Origin of the sequence: Pseudoalteromonas sp. AS71, assembly GCF_038900275.1 — a bacterium.
In the GTDB taxonomy this organism is placed as follows: domain Bacteria; phylum Pseudomonadota; class Gammaproteobacteria; order Enterobacterales; family Alteromonadaceae; genus Pseudoalteromonas.
The window spans coordinates 1-20,902 of record NZ_JBBMQZ010000019.1; the positions used below are offsets into that span (position 1 = coordinate 1).

The window sequence follows — 20,902 nt, forward strand, 5'->3', positions numbered from 1 at the left end:
GAAAACACCAAATCAAGTGCATAAAAAAGACCTGGCGCTTTCGCACCAAGTCTTTCATTAAAACCGTCAACCTATTTCAGGATGGGACAAAATAACTAATTAATTATTTACGTTTAGTCGGCTTAACACGCTGATTGTGTTTTTTAACTGCTTTACGAATTTGGTTGATTTTAGCGCGTTTATCTTTGCGTTTTTCAGGCATAACAGAAAGCTTAGTTTGTGTTTCGCGGCCTAATTTAACGGTTTTACGCAAGTAGTTTACTGTTTCTAAATCATACTCCATCCAACCACCTTGTGGCACGCGCTTATCAAGCTCTAGTTTACCGTAACGAATACGAATAAGACGAGATACTTCCGCATCTTGAGACTGCCATAAACGACGAACTTCACGGTTACGTCCTTCATTTAACGTTACGTTAAACCATCGGTTAACGCCTTCACCACCCATAGGGGTTACAGTCGTGAATTTGGCTGGACCATCTTCAAGCTCAACACCGCGTAGTAAGTTTTTAACCGTTTCATTGGTTACTTCACCAAATACACGCGCAGAGTATTCACGCTCGACTTCATAGCTTGGGTGCATTAATCGGTTTGCCAGTTCACCATCGTTTGTAAAGAGCATCAAACCTGATGTATTAACGTCTAGTCGACCAACCGCAATCCAGCGATCGCCATCAATACGCGGAAGTCGGTCAAATACAGTACGACGTCCTTCAGGATCTTTACGTGTACTTAACTCACCTTCTGGTTTGTTATACATAATCACACGACAGATTCGGTCTGCTTTTTCTTCAATTTTTACACTGTGTCCGTCCACACGAATCAAATCGGTTTCTTCAACACGGTCACCTAACTTTGCCACTTTACCGTTTACACTAACGCGGTTTGCATCAATGTATTTTTCCATTTCACGGCGTGAGCCTACGCCTGCACGGGCTAAGACTTTTTGTAACTTTTCACCTTGTATAATACTCATTCGGATGGTTCTCTCACAGAAGGATCGCTCAATAACTGGTTAATTTTACTTTGCTGCTCTGTTGGCAACGCAGGTAAATTTTCAAGCCCAGTTAACGAAAAATAATCTAAAAATTGCTTAGTAGTTGCATATAAAGCCGGCTTACCCGGAACCTCTTTATGCCCTACCACTTTAACCCACTCTCTTTCGAGTAAGGTTTTAATAATATTCGAACCCGTAGTAACACCTCTTACTTGCTCAATTTCGCCGCGTGTAATGGGCTGCCTGTATGCAATAAGTGATAATGTTTCCAGTAAAGCACGCGAGTATTTTGGTGCACGTTCTTGCCACAAGTTATTTAACCAAGGGCTTAAACTACTGCATGCCTGAAACCGATACCCACTACCAACCTCAACTAAGCGAATACCACGAGTTTGAAAATGTTCTTGTATTGTATCTATTGCGTCATTTATTCGTGCCATAGAAATAGCTAAATCTATTAATACGATGTCTTTAAGGTGGCGTTTACTAACAGGCTTATCTGCAACAAAAATAGCTGCTTCAATGATCTCAACTAGTTGTTCATCACTAATTCGTCGACCCGCCATACACACTCTTAACAAATAAAAATACACAGCCATCTATTATGACAGAACAACACCAAACTAGGAAAATATATCTATCAAATAACTAAATTTAAAACACAAAAAAGCCAGTGACTAGCACTGGCTTCTTTGTTGCTTATTAAAATGACAACTATTAGCTGTGTTTAATGGCTTCTAATGCATCATCTTCAGCTACTGCGTTACCGTATTTTTTAATGTAACCCATAAACTCGCTTTTACTGATCCGCTTATCTTGGTTTTTATCCATATAACCAAAATGATTTGAAATATCATCATCGTTACCTTCAACTACCGAGATATAGCCATTGCTGTCGTTATCTAGACTTGCAAAGCTGCTTTCAATTTTATCGAATTTAGCAATTTCAGCTTTAAATGCCGACTCACTTACTTCAGAATCAGTAGCTACTTTACCATTGTTTAACTTCATGTAAGTGTTAAATTCTTTGCGGCTAATTTCGTTATCCATATTGGTATCAATATTTGAAAAATGACCCCAAATGCTATCGTCATCAGCTTCAACTTTTGAGATGTAGCCATCGCTGTCATTATCTAAACTTGCAAAGTCACTATCTATTCTTTCAAGACCTTGATTAGATGAACAAGCCGCTAGGCTTAATGATGCTAAAATAGTGGCTGCTAATGTTAACTTTTTCATAAGACGTATCCTTCGTAATTAATTAAATGTCACTTTAACTAATACAAATCTAATGCCAATAATAGTTAACTTATAATAATCAATAACTTAATCTCATTCGGTATATTTATTAAGCAGTTTCAATAAGTTAAGCTTGCAAGCTTTGCAAACTACCTTGTAATTTTTGCAAAAAAATACCCGGTAAAAACCAGGTATTTCAATTTTACTTATATAGTTAAGCTAACAATTAGATTGCTGCGTTTTGGTAGCGCTTAACAAACTCAGTAACGTTTTGACCATTACATTTTAATGAGTTCAGGTTACCAATTTTTTGACGAACAGGTGCTAAACCTTGTTTTAAAGCCGTCATACATAGTTGAGTTTCTTGTTGAGCGTCTTTTGCAAATACTTCTACTTTCTCAACTGATGCGTTGCTTAATGTCGTTTTTTTAGCAATATCACGAATATCTTCGCCATTACATAAAATGCTTTTAGAAAAACGAGATAGGTAAATACCGTGCTGGGCAGCTTCTTTACGAGCAACGCTAAAGCCTTCGTTTGCACTTAGTACGCATAACTTAGACTCAATTTTGTTATCTTGGCTAAAGTAAGTATTGCTTTGTGCTGACGCAGTTGCAGATGCTAGTAAAGCAGTGGCTAAAAGTAGTTGTGTTTTCATGAGAGATCCTATTTGAACGAGCTAAACAAGTGAATTTCGCGCATTATATATTCAATAAAGTTAAGTTCAATTGAATTTTTTATTTATTTAAATAATTAATATTGTATTCACAATGTTTAAACTTTACCCATCATTTGATCAACATTTACGCAGCTATTATCTCAATTCAGTCATGTTATGTACGCGTATTTACTGATACAATTTAATCTATTAAATAGAACCAATTTTAAGGTAAATTTTATGAAAGTGATTTCTTTCAATATCAATGGTCTGCGTGCTCGTCTTCACCAATTACAAGTAATTATCGACAAACATCAACCAGACGTTATTGGCTTGCAAGAGATTAAAGTTCACGACGAAGCATTCCCATTAGAAGATGTACAAAAAATGGGATATCACGTCTACTTTCATGGTCAAAAAGCGCATTATGGCGTAGCTATGTTATGCAAAAAAGAGCCTAAATCGGTCTTAAAAGGTTTTGCCACCGATACAGATGAATCGCAAAAACGCATGATAAGCGTCACTATTGAACAAGAAAACGGTCGCGACCTTACTGTCATGAATGGCTATTTCCCACAAGGTGATAATATTAATCACGAAACTAAATTCCCTTATAAACGTCAATTTTATAAAGATTTAATGACACACCTTGAAACCAACCACACACCCGATCAAGATGTAATTGTCATGGGTGATATCAACATATCACCCACCGATTTAGATATTGGTATTGGCGAAGTAAATGCTAAACGTTGGTTAAAAACAGGTAAATGTTCTTTCCAACCGGTAGAGCGTGAATGGCTTGCAACACTACTTAATTGGGGTTTTAAAGACACCTTTAGAGAGCAAAACCCCGAAATAGACGATCAATACTCGTGGTTTGACTATCGCTCTAAAGGGTTTGTAGATAATCGAGGACTTCGTATAGATGTCGTCCTTGCAACCAATGAACTTGCAGCACGTTGCATAGATACCGGTATTGATTACGAACTTCGCGGTATTGAAAAACCGTCAGACCATGCCCCTATATGGTCAACATTTAAGTAATTATTATGCTCAGCCTAACAATGCAGGGACTGCTTTGGTCCCTTGTAATTATCATTGCTATTTTAAGCTTTGATAAAAAAACATATAAAACATTACTTAATACGCCAGTCCGTCAAACTGGCGTGCTTGCGTGTGCGTTAGTGTTTGCAATGCTTTGGCGAATAAAGGCAGGAATTTTAACGGGCCTTGATTTGCACATACTAGGTGTTACGGCCGCGACATTAATTTTAGGCTGGCGATTGACTATTTTAAGTAGCCTACTTGCCACAGCACTGCTCGCTGCCTTTGGTCAAATTGAACTTGAGCTGTTACCAGTACAACTGCTTATTGGTGCGTTTATTCCTATTTTATTGAGCTATCTTGGCTTTATAATTAGTTACCAATATTTACCTCGTCATTTTTTTGTTTATATATTTGTTTGTGCGTTTATAACCGCGGGATTTATAGCCTGTATAAAAATAAGCCTAGGTGCTTTATTTTACTTAGCTATAGGGCAATACAATTGGCAAGAACTTGCAGATAACTACGTTTATCTAAGTGCCATAATCTGGTTTCCTGAAGCAATGCTCAACGGCATGGCTATAACGATTATGATCACCTATCGCCCGCATTGGGTAAAAACTTTTTACGATAAGGACTACCTAGGCTCATGAGTCTACAATATCAATGCCCGCTGTGTACCCTAGCACTTTTAAAAGCTGATTCAACACTTCGTTGTGCTAATAACCATAGCTTTGATTTTGCCAAAGAAGGTTATGTTAATTTACTGCCTGTGCAACAAAAAAACTCAAAACAACCGGGTGACTCACTTGAAATGGTACAAGCCAGACGCGCATTTTTAGAGCGTGGTTATTATGGCTTCTTGCAACGAAATCTTAGCGACATAGTTAGTAATATAAGTGCAAATACAGTAATTGACTTAGGATGCGGCGAAGGATTTTATACCCAAGCAATAGCAAGTAAAACAAATGCTATAGTATATGGTGTCGATATTTCAAAATCAGCGGTTAAATATGCAGCAAAGCGCTACCTTAATTGCCATTTTAGTGTGGCATCAATCAGCCAAGCGCCCTTTAAAAGCCAATTTGCCGATGTACTTTTTAGCGTATTTGCACCTTTGTTTGAGCAAGAGCTCGAACGCCTTGCAAATCAAAACGCAACACTAGTGGTTGCAAGCCCAGGCCCTTGTCATTTAAAAGAGCTAAAATCGTATATATATTCAGAAGTAAACGAACATACTGAAATATCCACTCCAAAAGGGTTTCAAAAATCGGAACAGATCCTTTTAACAGAGCATGTAGCACTTAGCTTTACTGATATTAAAAACTTAATAATGATGACACCATTTGCATGGAAATTTAGACCCGAGCACTGGACAGCACTCGAAGAAAAAGGTGAACACACTGTCACCTTATCATTTTATATTACTCAGTTTACCAAAATAGATAATGGTATAACTCTCTAAAACTGCTCTTTAGTAAATGCCCTGTCCATTTTTTCAAACATATCTTTAAGTAAATTGGCAAGCTCCATATAACGGGGCTTGTTTTCACTTAACTGCGCTTGATATCCATTAGCTGCCATTTTAGTGTACAGCTCGTTATACCATTTTTGCATCGCAGGCTCTAAAGGCGTTTGCGCTCGCTTACCTAACCAAAATAGACCTTGTAATGGTAGAGATATAAAAAATAACGCACTCGCAATGGCTTGTGGTAAAAAATCAGAGCCTAAGTAATTTAGCTGAAAAAACAATGTTAGCATGGCTAAGATTGGCATTACTGTAATGGCAAGCTCAGTCGCTCTGATCACTCTAAACTCTAAAAACAAAGGCGCAAGCTCTCTGCGCATTGGCCATTTTTTACCATACAAACGGCCTGTTTGTAGTTGTGACATCACACTTTTTTGCATCATGACTCCTCACAGATACTGCTTTTAAATACAATAGAAAAACGAGCTATACCCAAAGTGTAACACAAAATGAAGGAGTTACACTTTCTCAGTAAAAGAGCTTAAATTTACCCTTTAATGGCGAACTATCCTAACTTAAACATCTTAAATAAGGTAAAGTATTTAACATTGCGTTAACTACTTTGCAATTGAACATTCAATTGTTTTAGCTTTATTTAATACCGTAAGTGTAACGATTACGTATTAACGTTTACTTACTAAATTTGTTTATGGAAATTGAATCTATGCCAACAACCTCCCCTAAAGCCCAACATGTTTTAGTTTTAAACTGTGGTAGCTCTAGTTTAAAGTTTGCCATTATTGATGCAAACGACGGTCACGAAATTATCTCAGGCCTTGCTGAGCGCTTAGGCGCCAAAGCACCCTCTATTAAATACAAATTTAATGGTGCTAAAACAGTTATCGACTTAGCGCCTAACCAAGCACATGCTGAGGCTATAAATACGCTTGTAAGCTTAATAAAAGATCACAAACTTGATGAGCAACTTATCGCAGTAGGCCATCGTGTTGTGCATGGCGGCGAGCACTTTACGCAATCTGTATTGATTGACGAAAAAGTAATTGCAGGCATTACGCAGTCAGCAACGCTTGCACCGCTTCATGGGCACGCTAATTTACTAGGTATATCATCGGCGCAGGCATCGTTTAAAGGTTTGCCACAAGTCGCGGTGTTTGATACTGCATTTCATCAAACTATGAGCGAAGTTGCCTTTCTTTACGCTCTTCCATATAAGTTGTACACCGAGTTTGGTGTTAGGCGTTATGGTTTTCATGGCACAAGTCATTTTTATGTTGCAGAGCAAACAGCAAAGTTACTAGAGCAACCTATCGAGCAGAGTAATTTTATTAGTGCCCACTTAGGCAACGGTTGTTCTGTATGCGCGATTAAAAATGGTAAGAGTGTTGATACCAGCATGGGACTAACGCCTCTAGAGGGGCTGATAATGGGCACACGTAGCGGCGATATTGACCCTGGTTTATTTAACTTTTTAACCACCCAACTTGATTACACAGCCCAGCAAATAGATAACCTACTAAACCAAAAAAGTGGCTTGTTAGGTATTAGCGAGCTTTCTAACGATTGCCGTACTATTGAAGAAGCCGCTATAGCCGGGAATAAAAAAGCGATACTCGCAATTGACATGTTTTGCTACCGCCTTTCAAAACAAATTGCAGCGTATATGGTCCCATTACAGCGCCTTGATGCTGTGATTTTTACGGGTGGTATTGGTGAAAACTCAGATATTATTCGTGAAAAAGTAATTACGCAACTTGCCTTTTTAAGCATTAAGTGTAATCCGCAAGCCAACCTTAATGCGCGCTTTGGTCAAGGCGGTGTTATTAGCTGTAAAAATTCACACGTCAAAGCAGTTGTAATGCCAACTAATGAAGAATGGGTCATTGCCCTTGATGCTGCAAATATCGTGAAGGAGCTTTAATATGGCACGTCGTATTATGTTAATTCCTGTTTCTACCGGTGTTGGTTTAACGTCGGTATCAGTTGGTTTAGTGCGTGCACTTGAACAAAAAACAGTTAAAGTTAACTTTTTTAAACCCATCGCTCAGCCACGTTCAGGTGAAACAGGCCCTGAAAAATCAACACAAATAGTCACTCAAGGCTCACCTATTAACTCACCAATGCCTTTTGCACTTGATTATGCAGAGCAAATGATTGGCGACGGTAAAGGTGATGATCTACTAGAGGAAATTGTTGAACGCTTTGAAAGTAAAATAAACGACGACGAAGTCGCTATTATTGAAGGTATGGTACCTACTCGTCGCCAACCTTATGCTGGGCGTGTAAACCGCGAAATTGCGCAAACACTCGGCGCCGAAATTGTATTTGTACTTACCCCTGGTAATTACACCATTACTCAAATAGAAGACCGCCTTGAAATTGCAGCAGGTAACTACGGTGGTATCGATCATCCTCGCGTACTGGGCTGTATTTTTAATAAAGTAAACGCGCCACTTGATGAAGAAGGTCGTGCACGCGCCGATTTAGTAGACTCATACAAACCTGAAGAGCTTGAAAACGAGTTAAATCGTTTAGCCTCCCTGCCTATTTTTAAAAATAATCCGTTCATGTTACTTGGCGCAATCCCGTGGGATTTTGACTTAGTAGCGCCGCGCGTAAAAGACTTAAGTGCGTATTTAAAAGCAACAATAATTAACGAAGGCGATATGCTTCATCGTCGCCTGCGACGTATTACTTTTTGTGCTCGTACGGTTTCAAATATTTTAAACTATTTTACGCCAGGCGCTTTATTAGTAACACCGGGCGATCGCTCTGACATACTTGTTGCTGCATGTTTATCAGCTATGAATGGCACCAAACTTGGCGCCATATTGCTTACCGGTGGTTTTGAGCCAGAGCCACGTATTATGGCCTTGTGTGAGCAAGCCATGCAAACCGGTTTACCAATACTTGCAACCGATGCAGACACATGGCGTACATCATTATTACTGCATAACTTCAATATGGAAGTACCAAACGATGATGACCAACGTATTGAAAAAGTAAAAGATCACAACGCAGAGCATATCAATTCAAGCTGGCTAGATACTCTAGCTAAAAGTGTAGGTAAAACTCGCAAGTTATCACCGCCCGCATTTCGTTACTTACTTACCACTAAAGCGCGTAAAGCAGGTAAAACAGTTGTTCTGCCAGAAGGCAATGAACCTCGTACAATTAAAGCGGCTGCTATTTGTGGACAACGCGGGATTGCTAAAACTATATTACTGGGCGATCGCGAAGAAATAATGCGTATTGCGCAACAGCAAGGTATTGAGCTAAACGAACATGTAACTATTATCGAGCCAAAAAGTATTATTAATGATTATATTGCGCCTATGGTCGAAATTCGTAAAAGCAAAGGCCTAACTGCCGTAGTAGCACAAGAGCAACTACAAGATAACGTCGTACTGGGTACAATGATGCTTGAGCAAAGTAAAGTGGACGGTTTAGTATCGGGCGCGGTAAACACTACGGCAAATACAATTCGCCCACCACTGCAATTAATTAAGACAGCGCCAGGGTCATCGCTAGTATCATCTGTATTTTTTATGCTACTACCTGACCAAGTGTTAGTTTACGGTGACTGTGCGATTAACCCAGACCCTAATGCTGAACAGCTTGCAGATATAGCGATTCAATCTGCCGACTCTGCAGCTGCATTTGGTATAGAGCCACGTGTTGCCATGATCAGCTACAGCACGGGCACTTCTGGTACCGGTGCCGATGTTGAAAAAGTACGTGAAGCCACAAAAATTGCAAAACAAAAACGTCCTGATTTAATTATCGACGGTCCACTACAATACGATGCCGCTATAATGGAAAACGTAGCTCTTAAAAAAGCACCTAACAGCCCTGTAGCCGGTAAAGCGACTGTATTTATATTCCCAGATTTAAATACGGGTAATACTACATATAAAGCAGTGCAGAGAAGTGCCGACTTAATAAGTATTGGCCCTATGCTGCAAGGTATGCGCAAACCTGTAAACGATTTAAGCCGTGGTGCATTAGTTGATGATATTGTGTATACAATAGCTTTAACTGCAATTCAGGCAGCACAAGCAGAAGCGCAAATTACTCAATAAACGCAACGTGTATTTTTTATAGCCTAGCTATTATTTATTTAATAATTAACTAGTTAGGCTATTTATACCCTGCAACCCCCATACTTATCCACAGAAATTGTGGGTAAGTTTGTAATCTCTATTAAAACCTACTCCCAAATGCCTATTTTAGTCTCGGTTACACCTTTAACTTGAAGGCAATAATCTATACTATTAAGCTATCAATAATGCTGTATCGCAGGCGTTTAATGTCAAAACAAACATTACAATTACACAGCACAATTTTATCTATACATAGTTTAGATGTAGATGCCGACATACCTGCGGCACTTTTAAAGCAATCTTTATTTTTTATTTCTAAAACCCATGATGAACTTTCAATTGTATGCCCAAGCGATTTTGAAGTAAAAAGCCTGGATACCGAACCAGACTGGCAAGCTTTAGAGGTTGTAGGTCCACTTGGCTTTTCGTTAACCGGAATTATGGCTAATATTTCAGGCGTATTAGCGCGAGCTAAAATTTCTATCTTTTCAATCTCAACCTACGATACTGATTATATTCTCATAAAAAAACACACTGCAGACAATGCTATTTCAGCTTTAAGAAAAGAGGGTTATAACGTGGTGGAAAATTAACTTATGAAAGCTCAAAAAATTGACTATTTAGCTCAAAATAAAACGCCTCTTAACGCAATAAATATTACCAGCCCATTTACAGGTAAAGTAATTGAACTGAAAGAGCACCCAGAACCTTTTTTTCGTTTTGGCACTCTGGGCCCTGGTATTATGGTGCAACTAACAAGTCATAAAATTTTAGCACCGTTTGATGGAACTTTATTACAAGTAAAAAATGCAGGCACTGAGTTTATTCTACAAGCTAATAATGGTCTAAAAGCCTTGATTAACTTAACTATCCCTGATTCGCAATCAATTACGCATACCCATATTGCACAACTCAATGGTAGCAAAATATGCAAAGGTCAACGCCTTGCTTATTTTGATTTACGAGAACTTGATACTCCAATGCTTGCTAGTTTAATTTTACTAAACGGCCATAATCTTGGCACATTTCATTACTCACATTCGCATGTAAATGCGGGCGAAGACACCCTATTAACTATTATTAAGAAGAACTAGATTTATGATCACTCTATACGGTATTAGCAATTGCGACACGATAAAAAAAGCAAAAAAATACTTAGCCGACAACAACATCGAATTTACGTTTCATGATTACCGCAAAGATGGCGTAAATGAGCAAATGGTAAGTGATTTTGCAGATAAACTCGATTGGGAGCAACTCGTCAATAAACGTGGCACAACTTATCGCGCACTAACTGATGAGCAGAAACAGAGTTTGACTAAAGAAAGTGCTATCCCATTGTTAGTTGAACAACCTGCAATGATCAAACGCCCAGTACTGGTAAACAATGGCACTTACCATTTAGGTTTTAAAGCAGCCCAATACGACGAGATTTTTAATAATGACTAATGATGTAATTAAACTCGCCCAAGCACTAATCCAACGTGAATCAGTAACGCCCGAAGATGCTGGCTGCCAACAAATGATGAACGATCGCCTTGCTGCGATTGGCTTTAATATAGAGTCATTATTTTTTACCGACACACTTAATACTTGGGCTCGAAAAGGCACACAATCGCCACATTTTTGTTTTGCAGGTCACACTGATGTTGTACCAACAGGTCCTGAAAAAAATTGGCAACATCCGCCGTTTTCAGGATTAATAAAAGATGGCCTATTACATGGGCGTGGTGCTGCCGATATGAAGGGCTCATTAGCTGCAATGCTTGTGGCAACCGAGCGCTTTGTTACTAAACATCCAGATCATAAAGGCTCAATTTCTTTTTTAATCACCTCAGACGAAGAAGGTCCATTTGTAAACGGGACTACTCGCGTAATTGATACATTAGAAGCACGCGGTGAAAAAATTGATATGTGTCTTGTAGGCGAGCCCTCATCACGCGATGTACTCGGTGATGTGGTTAAAAATGGTCGCAGAGGTTCACTTACCGCTTTTTTAACCGTTAAGGGTATACAAGGTCATGTGGCCTACCCGCATTTAGCACAAAACCCAATTCACTTAGCGACGCCAGCACTTACTGAACTTAGTCAAACGGTGTGGGATAACGGCAACGAATACTTCCCCGCCACCAGCTTTCAAATTTCTAATATTAATGGTGGCACGGGTGCGGGTAATGTTATTCCGGGTGAGCTCGAAGTACAGTTTAACTTTAGATTTAGCACGCAAGTAACGTATGAGCAATTACAGCAACGTGTAAATGACATTCTACAAAAGCATGACTTAAATTATGAATTAAGCTGGATAGTAAATGGCTTACCTTTTATTACCGAGCACGGCCCGCTTGTTGATGCCACAGTTAAAGCGATTAAATCAGTAACCGGTTTAACCACGAATCTAGAAACCACGGGTGGTACATCTGACGGTCGCTTTATTGCTCAAACTGGCGCTAAAGTAATTGAACTTGGTCCACGTAACGCCACTATTCATAAAGTGGATGAATGCGTAAGTACCGATGATTTAATTGCCCTTACCGACATTTACGAGCAAATATTAGAGCAACTTTTAGCATAATGGATGTAACTAAACCAACACCAATGATGTGTATCACAGGGCAAAGTGATACACATTTAACTGATATACAAAATCATCGCTTGCACAGCGCTATTATTAACGACTTTTTAGCGCTGCAAAGTGCAGCACAAAAAGCAGGATTTGAGCTTACTATTGCCTCAAGTTTTCGCGACTTTAATCGTCAATCAATTATTTGGAATAATAAGTTTTTAGGTATTCGACCTGTTTATAATAAACAGCAAAAGGTTGTAGATTTAACTAAATTAAATGATGTAGATAAATGCATAGCAATAATGCTCTACTCTGCATTACCTGGGGCAAGCAGGCACCATTTAGGCACCGATTTAGATGTGTTTGATAAAGCTGCGGTAAGTGATGATTATAAACTACAGCTAACACCTGATGAATACCTGCAAGGTGGGCCGTTTGCGCCTTTAAGTAATTGGCTTGATACTAACTTAGATAAATTTGGCTTTTATCGCCCTTACCAACATGATTTAGGCGGCGTCGCACCTGAGCTTTGGCATATAAGCCATATCAAGCAATCACAATTGTTAGTGAATACGCTTAGCGAGCAAGTACTTTTTGAATGCATAAAAAATAGTGAACTACAGGGTAAGCAGGCAATACTTGATAACTTACCTGCTATTTATAAACGCTTTGTAACAAACGTGAGTCCACCATAAAAGAAGGTTAACTTAAATGATATTAAACCTTCTTTTTATTTAAAATAAATACCAGCACAGCGCCTAATATTAACGAGCTTGCTACTATAAATTCCATTGTTACCTGCTCTGATAAAAACAAGACCCCGGCAACGGCTGCAAGTACAGGTACACAAAGCTGCACAACAGCAGCTTGGGTACTTTTAAGCAGTGGCATAGCCACATACCAAACACTGTAACCAATTCCAGACGCTATCGCACCCGAGGCACATGCAAGCAAAACCCCTTCAATACTCATATTTTTTAAATAACTCATACCAACAAGTAATAAAACAGGGATAGCCACTAAGCTTCTTATAAAGTTAAACCCCGTAGTACGTAGTGGCGATACGCACACTTTACCGCGAATACTGTAAATACCCCATGCCACACCACTGAGTGCCATAAGTGATGCACCTAATAATGAAGGTACAGCAGCAGATGGCAGCATTAAATATACAAACCCACCTAGCGCCACTATAAACGCGCACCACTGAAGCACACTCAACTGCTCTTTTTGATATATACCCCAGCCAATCATAGTGAGTTGCACGGCTGAAAACAAAATAAGTGCACCGGTTCCTGTATCTAGCTCAAGGTATGCAATCGAAAAACAAAGCGCGTAAATAAGAAGACTAATACTGCTTCGCCAGCTTCCTTTATCACTTAAAATAGCGGGGTTAAATGTACCTTTTCGTTTTAAATTATGGGTATAAATAGCCATTATAATGCCCAAACATGCAGCTCCGCTTAGTAAACGAATAACAGTAAAATTCCAAGCATCTATATAGCCTTCGGCTAAAGCCATTCTGCAAAAAAGAGAGTTTGCGGCAAACGCGATTAAGGCAATAATTGTATACAATGTAGCTTTCAAAAAAATTCCTTAGCAATCAAAAACGAGTCACAGCATTGTTTAAATTAATAATCTAATTAACCCTCTAAGCTTAAAGTGTAACTATAAAAGCCTACAAACGCTTTACTGAGCGACACATTTAAACAGGATTGATACAACTGTGCAAAGGGAGTGTTGTATTTAATAGACCACCTCATCTGTATAAGCATTTCACTTAACAAGAAAAGTTCACGCTTTGTTCACCAATGTCATTTTATATTTCCTTATTGACAGGCAGTTTTACTCTACGATTTTTTACAATATTTCACACATTCAAATAAAAATAATATGTTAATGTATGCAAGTAAATTAAGAGGAGTGCGCAGTGCGCCTAAGTATAATTTTAAGCTTTTGTTGTATTTTAAGTGGGTGTAGCACAATGGGCTTTAATGACCTATTTAATGACTATGCCACGCAAATGACACCAATAAGAAATGCGATCGAGAAAAACAATATCGAAGAAGCGCAATCCCTTATTGCCAATAATAGCACCATGCACAGCAGCTACTTACTCAACCAACTTGAGCAAGCTCGCTTAAACGACTTAGCCAATACGCCACAAGAGGCACAAAGTAAATTTGAGAACGTGTATACGCAAATGCAAAAAAAACGCGAAGCCGCCAAAATACAAGTAAGTGCGGGGCTTGAGCAAAGCAATGCGTTATTTACTAACGACTCAGCAATTACTTATGTACCACCGGCTTACGAAATGAGTATGCTTCATAGTTATAAAGCACTTAACTACGTGTATAAAAACGATGTAGAAGGCGCTTTGGTCGAAATTCGCCGTGCTAATAAAGTACAAGTTGATGCACTAAGCGAAAATAAAACAGATGGCGACTCAACAGTTAAGGAAGCGCAGCAGCACTACCCTAGCATGGGCAATGTAACCAGAGATGTAAAAAATGGCTTTCAAAATGCCTACACATTTTATTTATCTGCTTTGCTTTACCAAAGTGCTAAACAGTATGACGATGCTTATATTGATTATAAAAAAGCACTGGCTATACAACCTAACAATATTTATTTACAGCAGGACGTAATGCGCCTTGCTAAAAAACAAGGGTTTGACCAAGACCTAAGCGAATTAAAAAAACGTTTTAGTGATGCACCCACTATTTCTGCAACACAAGGCGAAGTAATTGTTTTATTTGAACAAGGCTTAGTACCAAAACAAGATGAATTTAAACTGCGCTTACCCATTTATTCATCACGCGGCGATGCACGCTTTTACAGCCTTGCAATGCCAGTATATAAAGATAATGCCTATGTACGCCGCCTTAATAATATAAACATAGATGCACAAAGCTTAGAGCTGAGCCCATTAGTACACATTGAAGCACTTGCAGCAAAAACATTAGAAGATCAAATACCTGCAAAAGTAGCTCGCCAAGTACTTAGATTAGTAGCTAAAGAGAAAGTGCGTGCAGAACTTGCTCGCAGTGCCGGTGATGTAGGTAACATACTTGCTAATATTTATAATTTGGCTTCTGAGCAAGCTGATACACGCAGTTGGCTTACACTTCCAAATCAAATAAGTGTTGCAAGGCAAAGCCTAAATACAGGTGAGCATTCTCTGCATATAGGCACACAAGCACCTATAAATTTTACCGTTAGTAAGCAAGGGTTAACGTTAATTTACTTAACCTCCGTTAATAACTACTTTAATTACCACGTAGTTCAACTTTAGGAGCCATCATGAAATACATAGCGCCATTATTAGCAGTCTTAATGCTCAGTGCATGTTCCAGCAAACCGGTTACATCGGGTATTTCTGTTGAACAAAATAAAAATCAGTTTAATGAGCAATTACGTGTAGATAACCCAGAGCTCGGTAAAAAGCTGGCAATTACTGATGTGAAAACACGTCAAACCAACCAGTTAACCGATGTAGTAGTGACACTCTCGAGCCAGTATAAAAAATCACAGTATTTGCAGTATCAATTTAATTGGTTTGATAAAGACGGCTTTGTTATTAAAGGCAATCATTCACCTTGGCAAGCACTCACCTTATTTGGTTTTGCAAAAACACAATTACCGGGCTTAGCACCTAGCTCTGATGCGGTTACCTTTTCTTTAGCAGTAAGAGAAGTGTCTACCGAATCACAAGAATTTAAAGATTAAAGGAAACAACTATGATCATCAGTAACAAATTTAAAACAGTATCAACTTACGCTCTAGTTGGCTTGAGCGCTTTAGTGTTAAGTGGCTGTGCTAATAAAGCCGTAGTAAGTTATGGCGATGCACAAGCAGTAGAAACGACAGATATTAATTTTGGTTCTACCGACTTACAAAAAGTAGCGAGTCAAATGACCGACTCATTACTCAGCTCACCTGTTGTTGGCACAATGACCGCCAATAAACGCCCTGTAGTATTTGTTGAGCGTATTAAAAATAAAACCAGCGAGCACATTGATACAGAATCAATCACCGATTCAATCTCAACACAAATGCTACGCAGCGGTAAGTTTCGTTTTGTAGATATGACCCGTGTTGAGTCAGTACGTGAGCAATTAACGTTTCAAAACGAAGATGCCCTTGTTAACCCTGCAACAGCCGTTGCATTTGGTAAACAAATTGGCGCGCAATATATGTTATATGGAAACTTATCAAGCATCGTTAAATCAAATGCCGATAAATCAGACGTATACTATAAATTTACAATGCGTTTAATGGATATGGAAAGCGGCCTAGTTGAATGGGCTGATGAAACTGAAATTCGTAAAACTAAAGAAAAATCAACCTTTGGCTGGTAGCTAATACCAATCTGCTTATATATGGGGTCTATTTAACGTTAAGAAAATTACGCTAGTACTAGGCAAAAATTTTTGTATCTAGTTGTTCTAAATAAAAAATTTTTAACGACGTTATAGCGCAATTTAATTCGTTAAATTGATCAAAGATTTATGCAGGTTGGTATAAAAGGAGCAAGTTATGAAAGCAATTACTGTAATTATGTGCGCTTTACTTACAATAAGCGCGCCTACGTTTGCTAAATACGAGCGCAATAAAGCAGTCCCTGTGCAGCAAGTTTTATTTGGTGACGTAAAATCGGTACGCAATATTACCGAGCAAGAAATCATTCAAGACAAAAACAACGGCTGGAAAACCTTCGGCGGCGCATTACTCGGTGGTGTAGTAGGCAACCAGTTTGGTGGCGGTAGCGGCCGCACAGTAGCAACAATATTGGGCTCGGTAATTGGCGGCAGTGTTGCACATAATAGGCAGCAGCAAAGCCATTATCAGCAAAATCACTTTGTAGAGTTATTAATACAAGTTGAAAATGGCGACCAGTTTATGGTTGTTCAAGATCAAGACCAATCAATGCGTTTTAGTAAAGGCGATAACGTAAGATTAGTGTATTTGAACGACAACACAGTGCGTGTAGATAAAGCGTACTAGGACGTGCTGAACTTTGGTGGTTGAATTTGCAGCAGAATGTTTGGTATTTAGACAAGGCAGAGCCTATGAACTGTGGTTGTTCCCTATAAATAGGCGATAACGCAGCATAAATGCCAAACATGCGCTGCCCGAAGGGTTCTGCCTAGCGGCAATTAACTCTTTGTTGCTCGGTTTTTACTTAGCCCACTAGGTTACAAACCTCGCGTCGCGATTTAATCCCCCCTAGATTGAACAAATTTCAATCCACAAAGTGCAACACGCCCTGCTAATATATTCATGACTAAAGTAAAAAAGGAGCCAAATTTGGCTCCTTTTTTATTATTTTTTTAATAACTATACTTGGCGATAGTCTTTAAAAAAGCGCTTCATTTTTAACATCGCATCGGATAAATCATCTTTGCTTGGTAAAAATACCAATCTAAAATGATCCGGCTCAGGCCAATTAAACGCCCTACCATGCACAAGTAATATTTTTTCTGCTTTTAGCAAATCGTACATCATTTTTTCATCATCTTTGACGTTAAAAAGTGCTGTATCTACTTTGGCAAACGCATAGAGCGCGCCTTTAGGTTTTTTACAACTAATGCCTTCAATATCATTTAATCCGCGCCACGCAATATCACGCTGCTCATACAAGCGCCCACCTGGGTTTATTAGACTATCAATTGATTGCACGCCGCCCAACGCCTGTTGAATTGCATATTGTGCAGGTACATTAGCGCACAAACGCATAGATGAAAGTATTTCTAGGCCTTTGCGTAAATCATCCATTACCGAAGTACGACCGCTTAACACCATCCACCCCATTCTGAGCCCCGCTGCACGGTATGTTTTTGCTAAACCATTAAAAGTAATGATTGGTACATCATCACAAAGTGAGCCGATTGAAGTATGCGTTATATCATCGTATAAAATCTTTTCGTAAATTTCATCGCTCAGTAATAGCAGTTTATGTTCACGCGCTATATCAATTAATTGCATTAACAAATCATCACTGTAAACCGCACCAGTGGGATTATTAGGATTAATTAATACCAGCGCTTTAGTTTTAGATGTTATTTTACTTTTTATATCTGCAATGTCCGGAAACCAATCTTGCTCTTCATCACATAAATAATGCACCGGATTACCACCCGATAACGTGACCGAAGCAGTCCAAAGTGGATAATCTGGAGCAGGAATAAGCACTTCATCGCCATTATTTAATAGCGCTTGGGTGATCATCTGAATAAGTTCGCTTACGCCATTACCAATATAGATACTATCTACATCTAAATTATGTAATCCACGTTGTTGGTAATGCTGATAAATAGCCACGCGGGCTGAATAGAGGCCTTTAGAGTCACAGTAACCTTGGGCTGAATATAAGTTGCGGATAATATCGCGGTGCATGTCTTCTGGCATATCAAAACCAAAGGCGGCCGGATTACCTATATTCAATTTTAATACTTTTTGACCTTCGTCTTCCATTTTTTTAGCTTGCGCTAAAACCGGCCCACGAATGTCATAACATACACCTTCTAATTTGTGACTCTTTTTAATATCAGACATTTTTACCTCTTTAGGGCGTATTGACTTTATGGATTAAATTTGTTCAACCTAGGGGCGATTTAATCGCGGCGCGAGATTTGTAACCTAGTGGGCTAAGTAAAAATTGAGTAACAAAGAGAAAATAGCCCCTAGAAAGAACCCTCTGGGCAATGCGTGTTTGGATTTTATGTGTTGTTATCGCCTATTTATGTGGAAAAACCACACTGCATAGGCTCTGCCTAACCTAAAAACCAGACACTCGTTGCAAATTCAATCCCGAAAGATCAACACGCCCTAGTGAATCTTTAGACTAACCTAGTAAAGGCGTAAAATGCCAGTGTATTTAAGCGCTTAATACTGAAATAAATTCACGTTTGGCTTATATCTTTAACGAGATGCTAACCATTCATTTAGCTTAGTTTGAGAGCCTGTTACTTGAGCCATTAAACTATCAGATGCGTCGATGGCTTCAGCTAAGTTATCTAGGTTTAAATTTTGTTCAATAACGCGAGACACTTCAGCAAGGCTTGAAGCACCAAACTGCGCAGCGTTAGATTTTAAGCTATGAGAATGACGAATAGCCGCTTCTCTATCTTTTCCAATGGTTGCTAACACTTCAGAGCCTAAACGTTCAAACTCCGAGCAGCAAAAATCAAGTGTGTCAGCAAACTGCTCACCCAATAATGATTCCATACTCTCTAATGCTGATGTATCTATATTTATTTCGGTCATATTTTAAGCCCTTAAAACAATCCATGTAAATTACAGTTTAATAGTACTACTTTATATTGATGCATAAAAAAAACCAACTTAATTACCTTATAAATGTATAATTATGAGGATCATACTGGCAACAAAAAGTTTATTAAATGGCACGCACACTTTGTAATCATTGTAACTTTGCACTTAACACCTGTATTTGCAGCGCAACTACAAATATAAATAACAAAGTTACGGTTATTATTCTACAACACCCAAGCGAAGAAAAAATAGCAAAAAATACCGCTAAGCTATTGAATTTATGCCTAACTGATTGCCAAATAATCAAAGGTGAAAATAATGATGACTTTGCCATACTAAAAACACTGCCAATCAGCTCAACTGTTTTGCTCTACCCTAACGAAAATGCTATAAATTTAGACGATAGCGTTGAGCAACCAAGTATAAAAAACATCACTCATTTAATAGTGGTTGATGGCACATGGAAAAAAGCCTATAAAATTTTACAGCTCACCACATTGCTAAATCAATTCAAAACGGTCAGTTTTAAACAGTTACCTAAAAATCGTTATGCTATTCGTAAAACACCCCGAGCCGACAGCCTATCCACACTCGAAGCCGTAGCGCATAGTTTATTTTTAATAGAGCAGCTAAATCCTGCACCACTTTATAATGTGCTTGATGAATTAATACAAAAACAAACCCAACATATGCCCGATCACGTAAAAGCACGTTACTTAGATTAAACACGGTGCCATGAATTTAAATGTGTAGTTACCTAAACAGACTAAAACGTGGCTTTACTCGCCAAGGCCCCGACTATCGCTTTGACGACCAAGTCGATTTTAGCGATATAAGAGATACCTTTGGTTTTAGATCAATGGTGGTAGGTAAATGGGTAACCAAAGAAGAGCGCTACATTAGCGCTAATTTAATTTACGATGCGCTGGCCGACCTTGCCCAAATACTGCATTTACCGCCCAAAGCTATTGGCCTGCGCGGGAAGCTTAATTTTGCATTTGGCCATGGTGGTCAAAAAGGCGTGCAAGCGCATTATAATGCGGCCTCTCAAACGCTTGCTCTTGCAAAAAATGCAGGCGGTGGCGCACTCGCTCACGAATGGTTTCATGCGTTTGATCATCACATAAGCGAGCATTTATTTGCAGCAAAACCACGATTTGGTTTTGCCTCAAAACTATGGCTTTCAAACACGCCTAATTTATCGCACCCACTTAATAATGCTTTAAACAATTTTTATAAATATGTATTTTTAAATGAGGATGGTGTGGATGCTAATAGCTTTGTACAAACATGCATAGAACACGATAAAGCACAAAACATGAATTATATGAGCATGCCAGAGGAACTTGCAGCACGTTGTTTTGAAGCGTGTATTGAGCAGCATTCACATATAAAAAATAGCTTTTTGGTGGGAGGCTTACAAAGTAGTAATTTAATATACCCAAACGCTGAGCATATTAATAAAGCAAATGAAGCGCTTAATCAGTATTTTGAACTACTGGGTTACGCGCTTCATAAAATAGACGAGTAA

At 38.8% G+C, this 20,902-nt stretch carries 24 protein-coding genes; 16 read left to right on the forward strand and 8 right to left on the reverse strand.

The window, feature by feature from the left end; genetic code table 11:
- Window positions 1–103 precede the first annotated feature (103 nt).
- From rluB to WNY98_RS14540, 4 genes are all read right to left on the reverse strand, one after another.
- Entirely contained in the window at window positions 104–976 is an 873-nt protein-coding gene (gene rluB / locus WNY98_RS14525; protein ID WP_007582584.1) for a 23S rRNA pseudouridine(2605) synthase RluB, read from the reverse strand.
- Complete coding sequence (gene scpB / locus WNY98_RS14530) at window positions 973–1,563, reverse strand: SMC-Scp complex subunit ScpB (RefSeq protein WP_024590449.1); 591 nt, start codon at window positions 1,561–1,563, stop codon at window positions 973–975. The genes rluB and scpB overlap by 4 nt, the downstream gene beginning before the upstream one ends.
- 151 nt (window positions 1,564–1,714) lie before the next feature.
- Window positions 1,715–2,236, reverse strand: a complete 522-nt coding sequence (locus tag WNY98_RS14535) for a major outer membrane lipoprotein (RefSeq protein WP_076923917.1) — start codon at window positions 2,234–2,236, stop codon at window positions 1,715–1,717.
- Window positions 2,237–2,462: 226 nt separating this feature from the next.
- Complete coding sequence (locus WNY98_RS14540; protein ID WP_342878225.1) at window positions 2,463–2,894, reverse strand: exonuclease III; 432 nt, start codon at window positions 2,892–2,894, stop codon at window positions 2,463–2,465.
- A gap of 240 nt (window positions 2,895–3,134) precedes the next feature.
- On the opposite strand from WNY98_RS14540, the gene xthA reads away from it, so the two are divergent.
- From xthA to WNY98_RS14555, 3 genes are read left to right on the forward strand one after another with little or no spacing between them, the layout of a single operon-like run.
- Complete coding sequence (xthA, locus tag WNY98_RS14545) at window positions 3,135–3,941, forward strand: exodeoxyribonuclease III (RefSeq protein WP_342878226.1); 807 nt, start codon at window positions 3,135–3,137, stop codon at window positions 3,939–3,941.
- A gap of 5 nt (window positions 3,942–3,946) precedes the next feature.
- The gene (locus WNY98_RS14550) at window positions 3,947–4,594 is read left to right on the forward strand and encodes an energy-coupling factor ABC transporter permease (RefSeq protein ID WP_076923916.1); all 648 of its coding nucleotides are present in this window, start codon (window positions 3,947–3,949) and stop codon (window positions 4,592–4,594) included.
- The gene (locus tag WNY98_RS14555) at window positions 4,591–5,406 is read left to right on the forward strand and encodes a putative RNA methyltransferase (RefSeq protein ID WP_342878227.1); all 816 of its coding nucleotides are present in this window, start codon (window positions 4,591–4,593) and stop codon (window positions 5,404–5,406) included. The genes WNY98_RS14550 and WNY98_RS14555 overlap by 4 nt, the downstream gene beginning before the upstream one ends.
- On the opposite strand, the gene yfbV is transcribed toward WNY98_RS14555, so the two are convergent.
- The gene (gene yfbV, locus WNY98_RS14560; protein ID WP_342878228.1) at window positions 5,403–5,849 is read right to left on the reverse strand and encodes a terminus macrodomain insulation protein YfbV; all 447 of its coding nucleotides are present in this window, start codon (window positions 5,847–5,849) and stop codon (window positions 5,403–5,405) included. The two genes, WNY98_RS14555 and yfbV, sit on opposite strands and share 4 nt — an antisense overlap.
- A gap of 284 nt (window positions 5,850–6,133) precedes the next feature.
- Between yfbV and WNY98_RS14565 the strand changes: the two genes are divergently transcribed.
- From WNY98_RS14565 to WNY98_RS14595, 7 genes are all read left to right on the forward strand, one after another.
- Window positions 6,134–7,348 carry an acetate kinase gene (locus WNY98_RS14565; protein ID WP_342878229.1) on the forward strand — a complete coding sequence of 405 codons (1,215 nt, stop codon included), beginning with the start codon at window positions 6,134–6,136 and terminating at the stop codon, window positions 7,346–7,348.
- Window position 7,349: 1 nt separating this feature from the next.
- Window positions 7,350–9,509 (forward strand): phosphate acetyltransferase, encoded by a 2,160-nt coding sequence (pta, locus tag WNY98_RS14570; RefSeq protein WP_342878230.1) that lies wholly within the window; start codon window positions 7,350–7,352, stop codon window positions 9,507–9,509.
- Between the two features lie 227 nt (window positions 9,510–9,736).
- Complete coding sequence (locus WNY98_RS14575) at window positions 9,737–10,123, forward strand: ACT domain-containing protein (protein ID WP_197185032.1); 387 nt, start codon at window positions 9,737–9,739, stop codon at window positions 10,121–10,123.
- Between the two features lie 3 nt (window positions 10,124–10,126).
- On the forward strand, window positions 10,127–10,624 hold the full coding sequence (locus WNY98_RS14580) for a PTS glucose transporter subunit IIA (protein ID WP_076923911.1): 498 nt from the start codon (window positions 10,127–10,129) through the stop codon (window positions 10,622–10,624).
- Window positions 10,625–10,628: 4 nt separating this feature from the next.
- Window positions 10,629–10,979 carry an ArsC family reductase gene (locus WNY98_RS14585; RefSeq protein ID WP_342878231.1) on the forward strand — a complete coding sequence of 117 codons (351 nt, stop codon included), beginning with the start codon at window positions 10,629–10,631 and terminating at the stop codon, window positions 10,977–10,979.
- Window positions 10,972–12,102: a succinyl-diaminopimelate desuccinylase gene (gene dapE, locus WNY98_RS14590; protein WP_342878232.1), complete on the forward strand. Its 1,131-nt coding sequence runs from the start codon at window positions 10,972–10,974 to the stop codon at window positions 12,100–12,102. The genes WNY98_RS14585 and dapE overlap by 8 nt, the downstream gene beginning before the upstream one ends.
- Window positions 12,102–12,788: a M15 family metallopeptidase gene (locus WNY98_RS14595; RefSeq protein ID WP_342878233.1), complete on the forward strand. Its 687-nt coding sequence runs from the start codon at window positions 12,102–12,104 to the stop codon at window positions 12,786–12,788. Before dapE ends, WNY98_RS14595 begins: the two co-directional genes overlap by 1 nt.
- Window positions 12,789–12,810: 22 nt before the next feature.
- Here WNY98_RS14595 and WNY98_RS14600 read toward each other — a convergent pair whose 3' ends face one another.
- Entirely contained in the window at window positions 12,811–13,680 is an 870-nt protein-coding gene (locus tag WNY98_RS14600) for a DMT family transporter (RefSeq protein ID WP_342878234.1), read from the reverse strand.
- A 343-nt stretch (window positions 13,681–14,023) separates the two neighbouring features.
- Between WNY98_RS14600 and WNY98_RS14605 the strand changes: the two genes are divergently transcribed.
- The 4 genes from WNY98_RS14605 (at window position 14,024) to WNY98_RS14620 (ending at window position 17,100) form a co-directional block, all read left to right on the forward strand.
- Entirely contained in the window at window positions 14,024–15,388 is a 1,365-nt protein-coding gene (locus tag WNY98_RS14605) for an adenine DNA methylase (RefSeq protein ID WP_342878235.1), read from the forward strand.
- An 8-nt stretch (window positions 15,389–15,396) separates the two neighbouring features.
- Window positions 15,397–15,822 carry a YcfL family protein gene (locus tag WNY98_RS14610; RefSeq protein ID WP_007582549.1) on the forward strand — a complete coding sequence of 142 codons (426 nt, stop codon included), beginning with the start codon at window positions 15,397–15,399 and terminating at the stop codon, window positions 15,820–15,822.
- An 11-nt stretch (window positions 15,823–15,833) separates the two neighbouring features.
- Window positions 15,834–16,454, forward strand: coding sequence for a penicillin-binding protein activator LpoB (gene lpoB, locus WNY98_RS14615; protein ID WP_002959677.1), 621 nt, complete (start codon window positions 15,834–15,836; stop codon window positions 16,452–16,454).
- A gap of 178 nt (window positions 16,455–16,632) precedes the next feature.
- On the forward strand, window positions 16,633–17,100 hold the full coding sequence (locus tag WNY98_RS14620) for a glycine zipper 2TM domain-containing protein (protein WP_008134100.1): 468 nt from the start codon (window positions 16,633–16,635) through the stop codon (window positions 17,098–17,100).
- A 333-nt stretch (window positions 17,101–17,433) separates the two neighbouring features.
- Here WNY98_RS14620 and WNY98_RS14625 read toward each other — a convergent pair whose 3' ends face one another.
- Both WNY98_RS14625 and WNY98_RS14630 read right to left on the reverse strand, forming a co-directional pair.
- On the reverse strand, window positions 17,434–18,651 hold the full coding sequence (locus WNY98_RS14625; RefSeq protein ID WP_342878236.1) for a pyridoxal phosphate-dependent aminotransferase: 1,218 nt from the start codon (window positions 18,649–18,651) through the stop codon (window positions 17,434–17,436).
- Window positions 18,652–19,017: 366 nt separating this feature from the next.
- On the reverse strand, window positions 19,018–19,362 hold the full coding sequence (locus WNY98_RS14630) for an Hpt domain-containing protein (protein WP_197185038.1): 345 nt from the start codon (window positions 19,360–19,362) through the stop codon (window positions 19,018–19,020).
- 137 nt (window positions 19,363–19,499) lie between these two features.
- Between WNY98_RS14630 and WNY98_RS14635 the strand changes: the two genes are divergently transcribed.
- Window positions 19,500–20,096, forward strand: a complete 597-nt coding sequence (locus WNY98_RS14635) for a tRNA-uridine aminocarboxypropyltransferase (protein WP_342878237.1) — start codon at window positions 19,500–19,502, stop codon at window positions 20,094–20,096.
- Window positions 20,097–20,116: 20 nt separating this feature from the next.
- Entirely contained in the window at window positions 20,117–20,902 is a 786-nt protein-coding gene (locus WNY98_RS14640) for a CLCA_X family protein (RefSeq protein WP_342878238.1), read from the forward strand.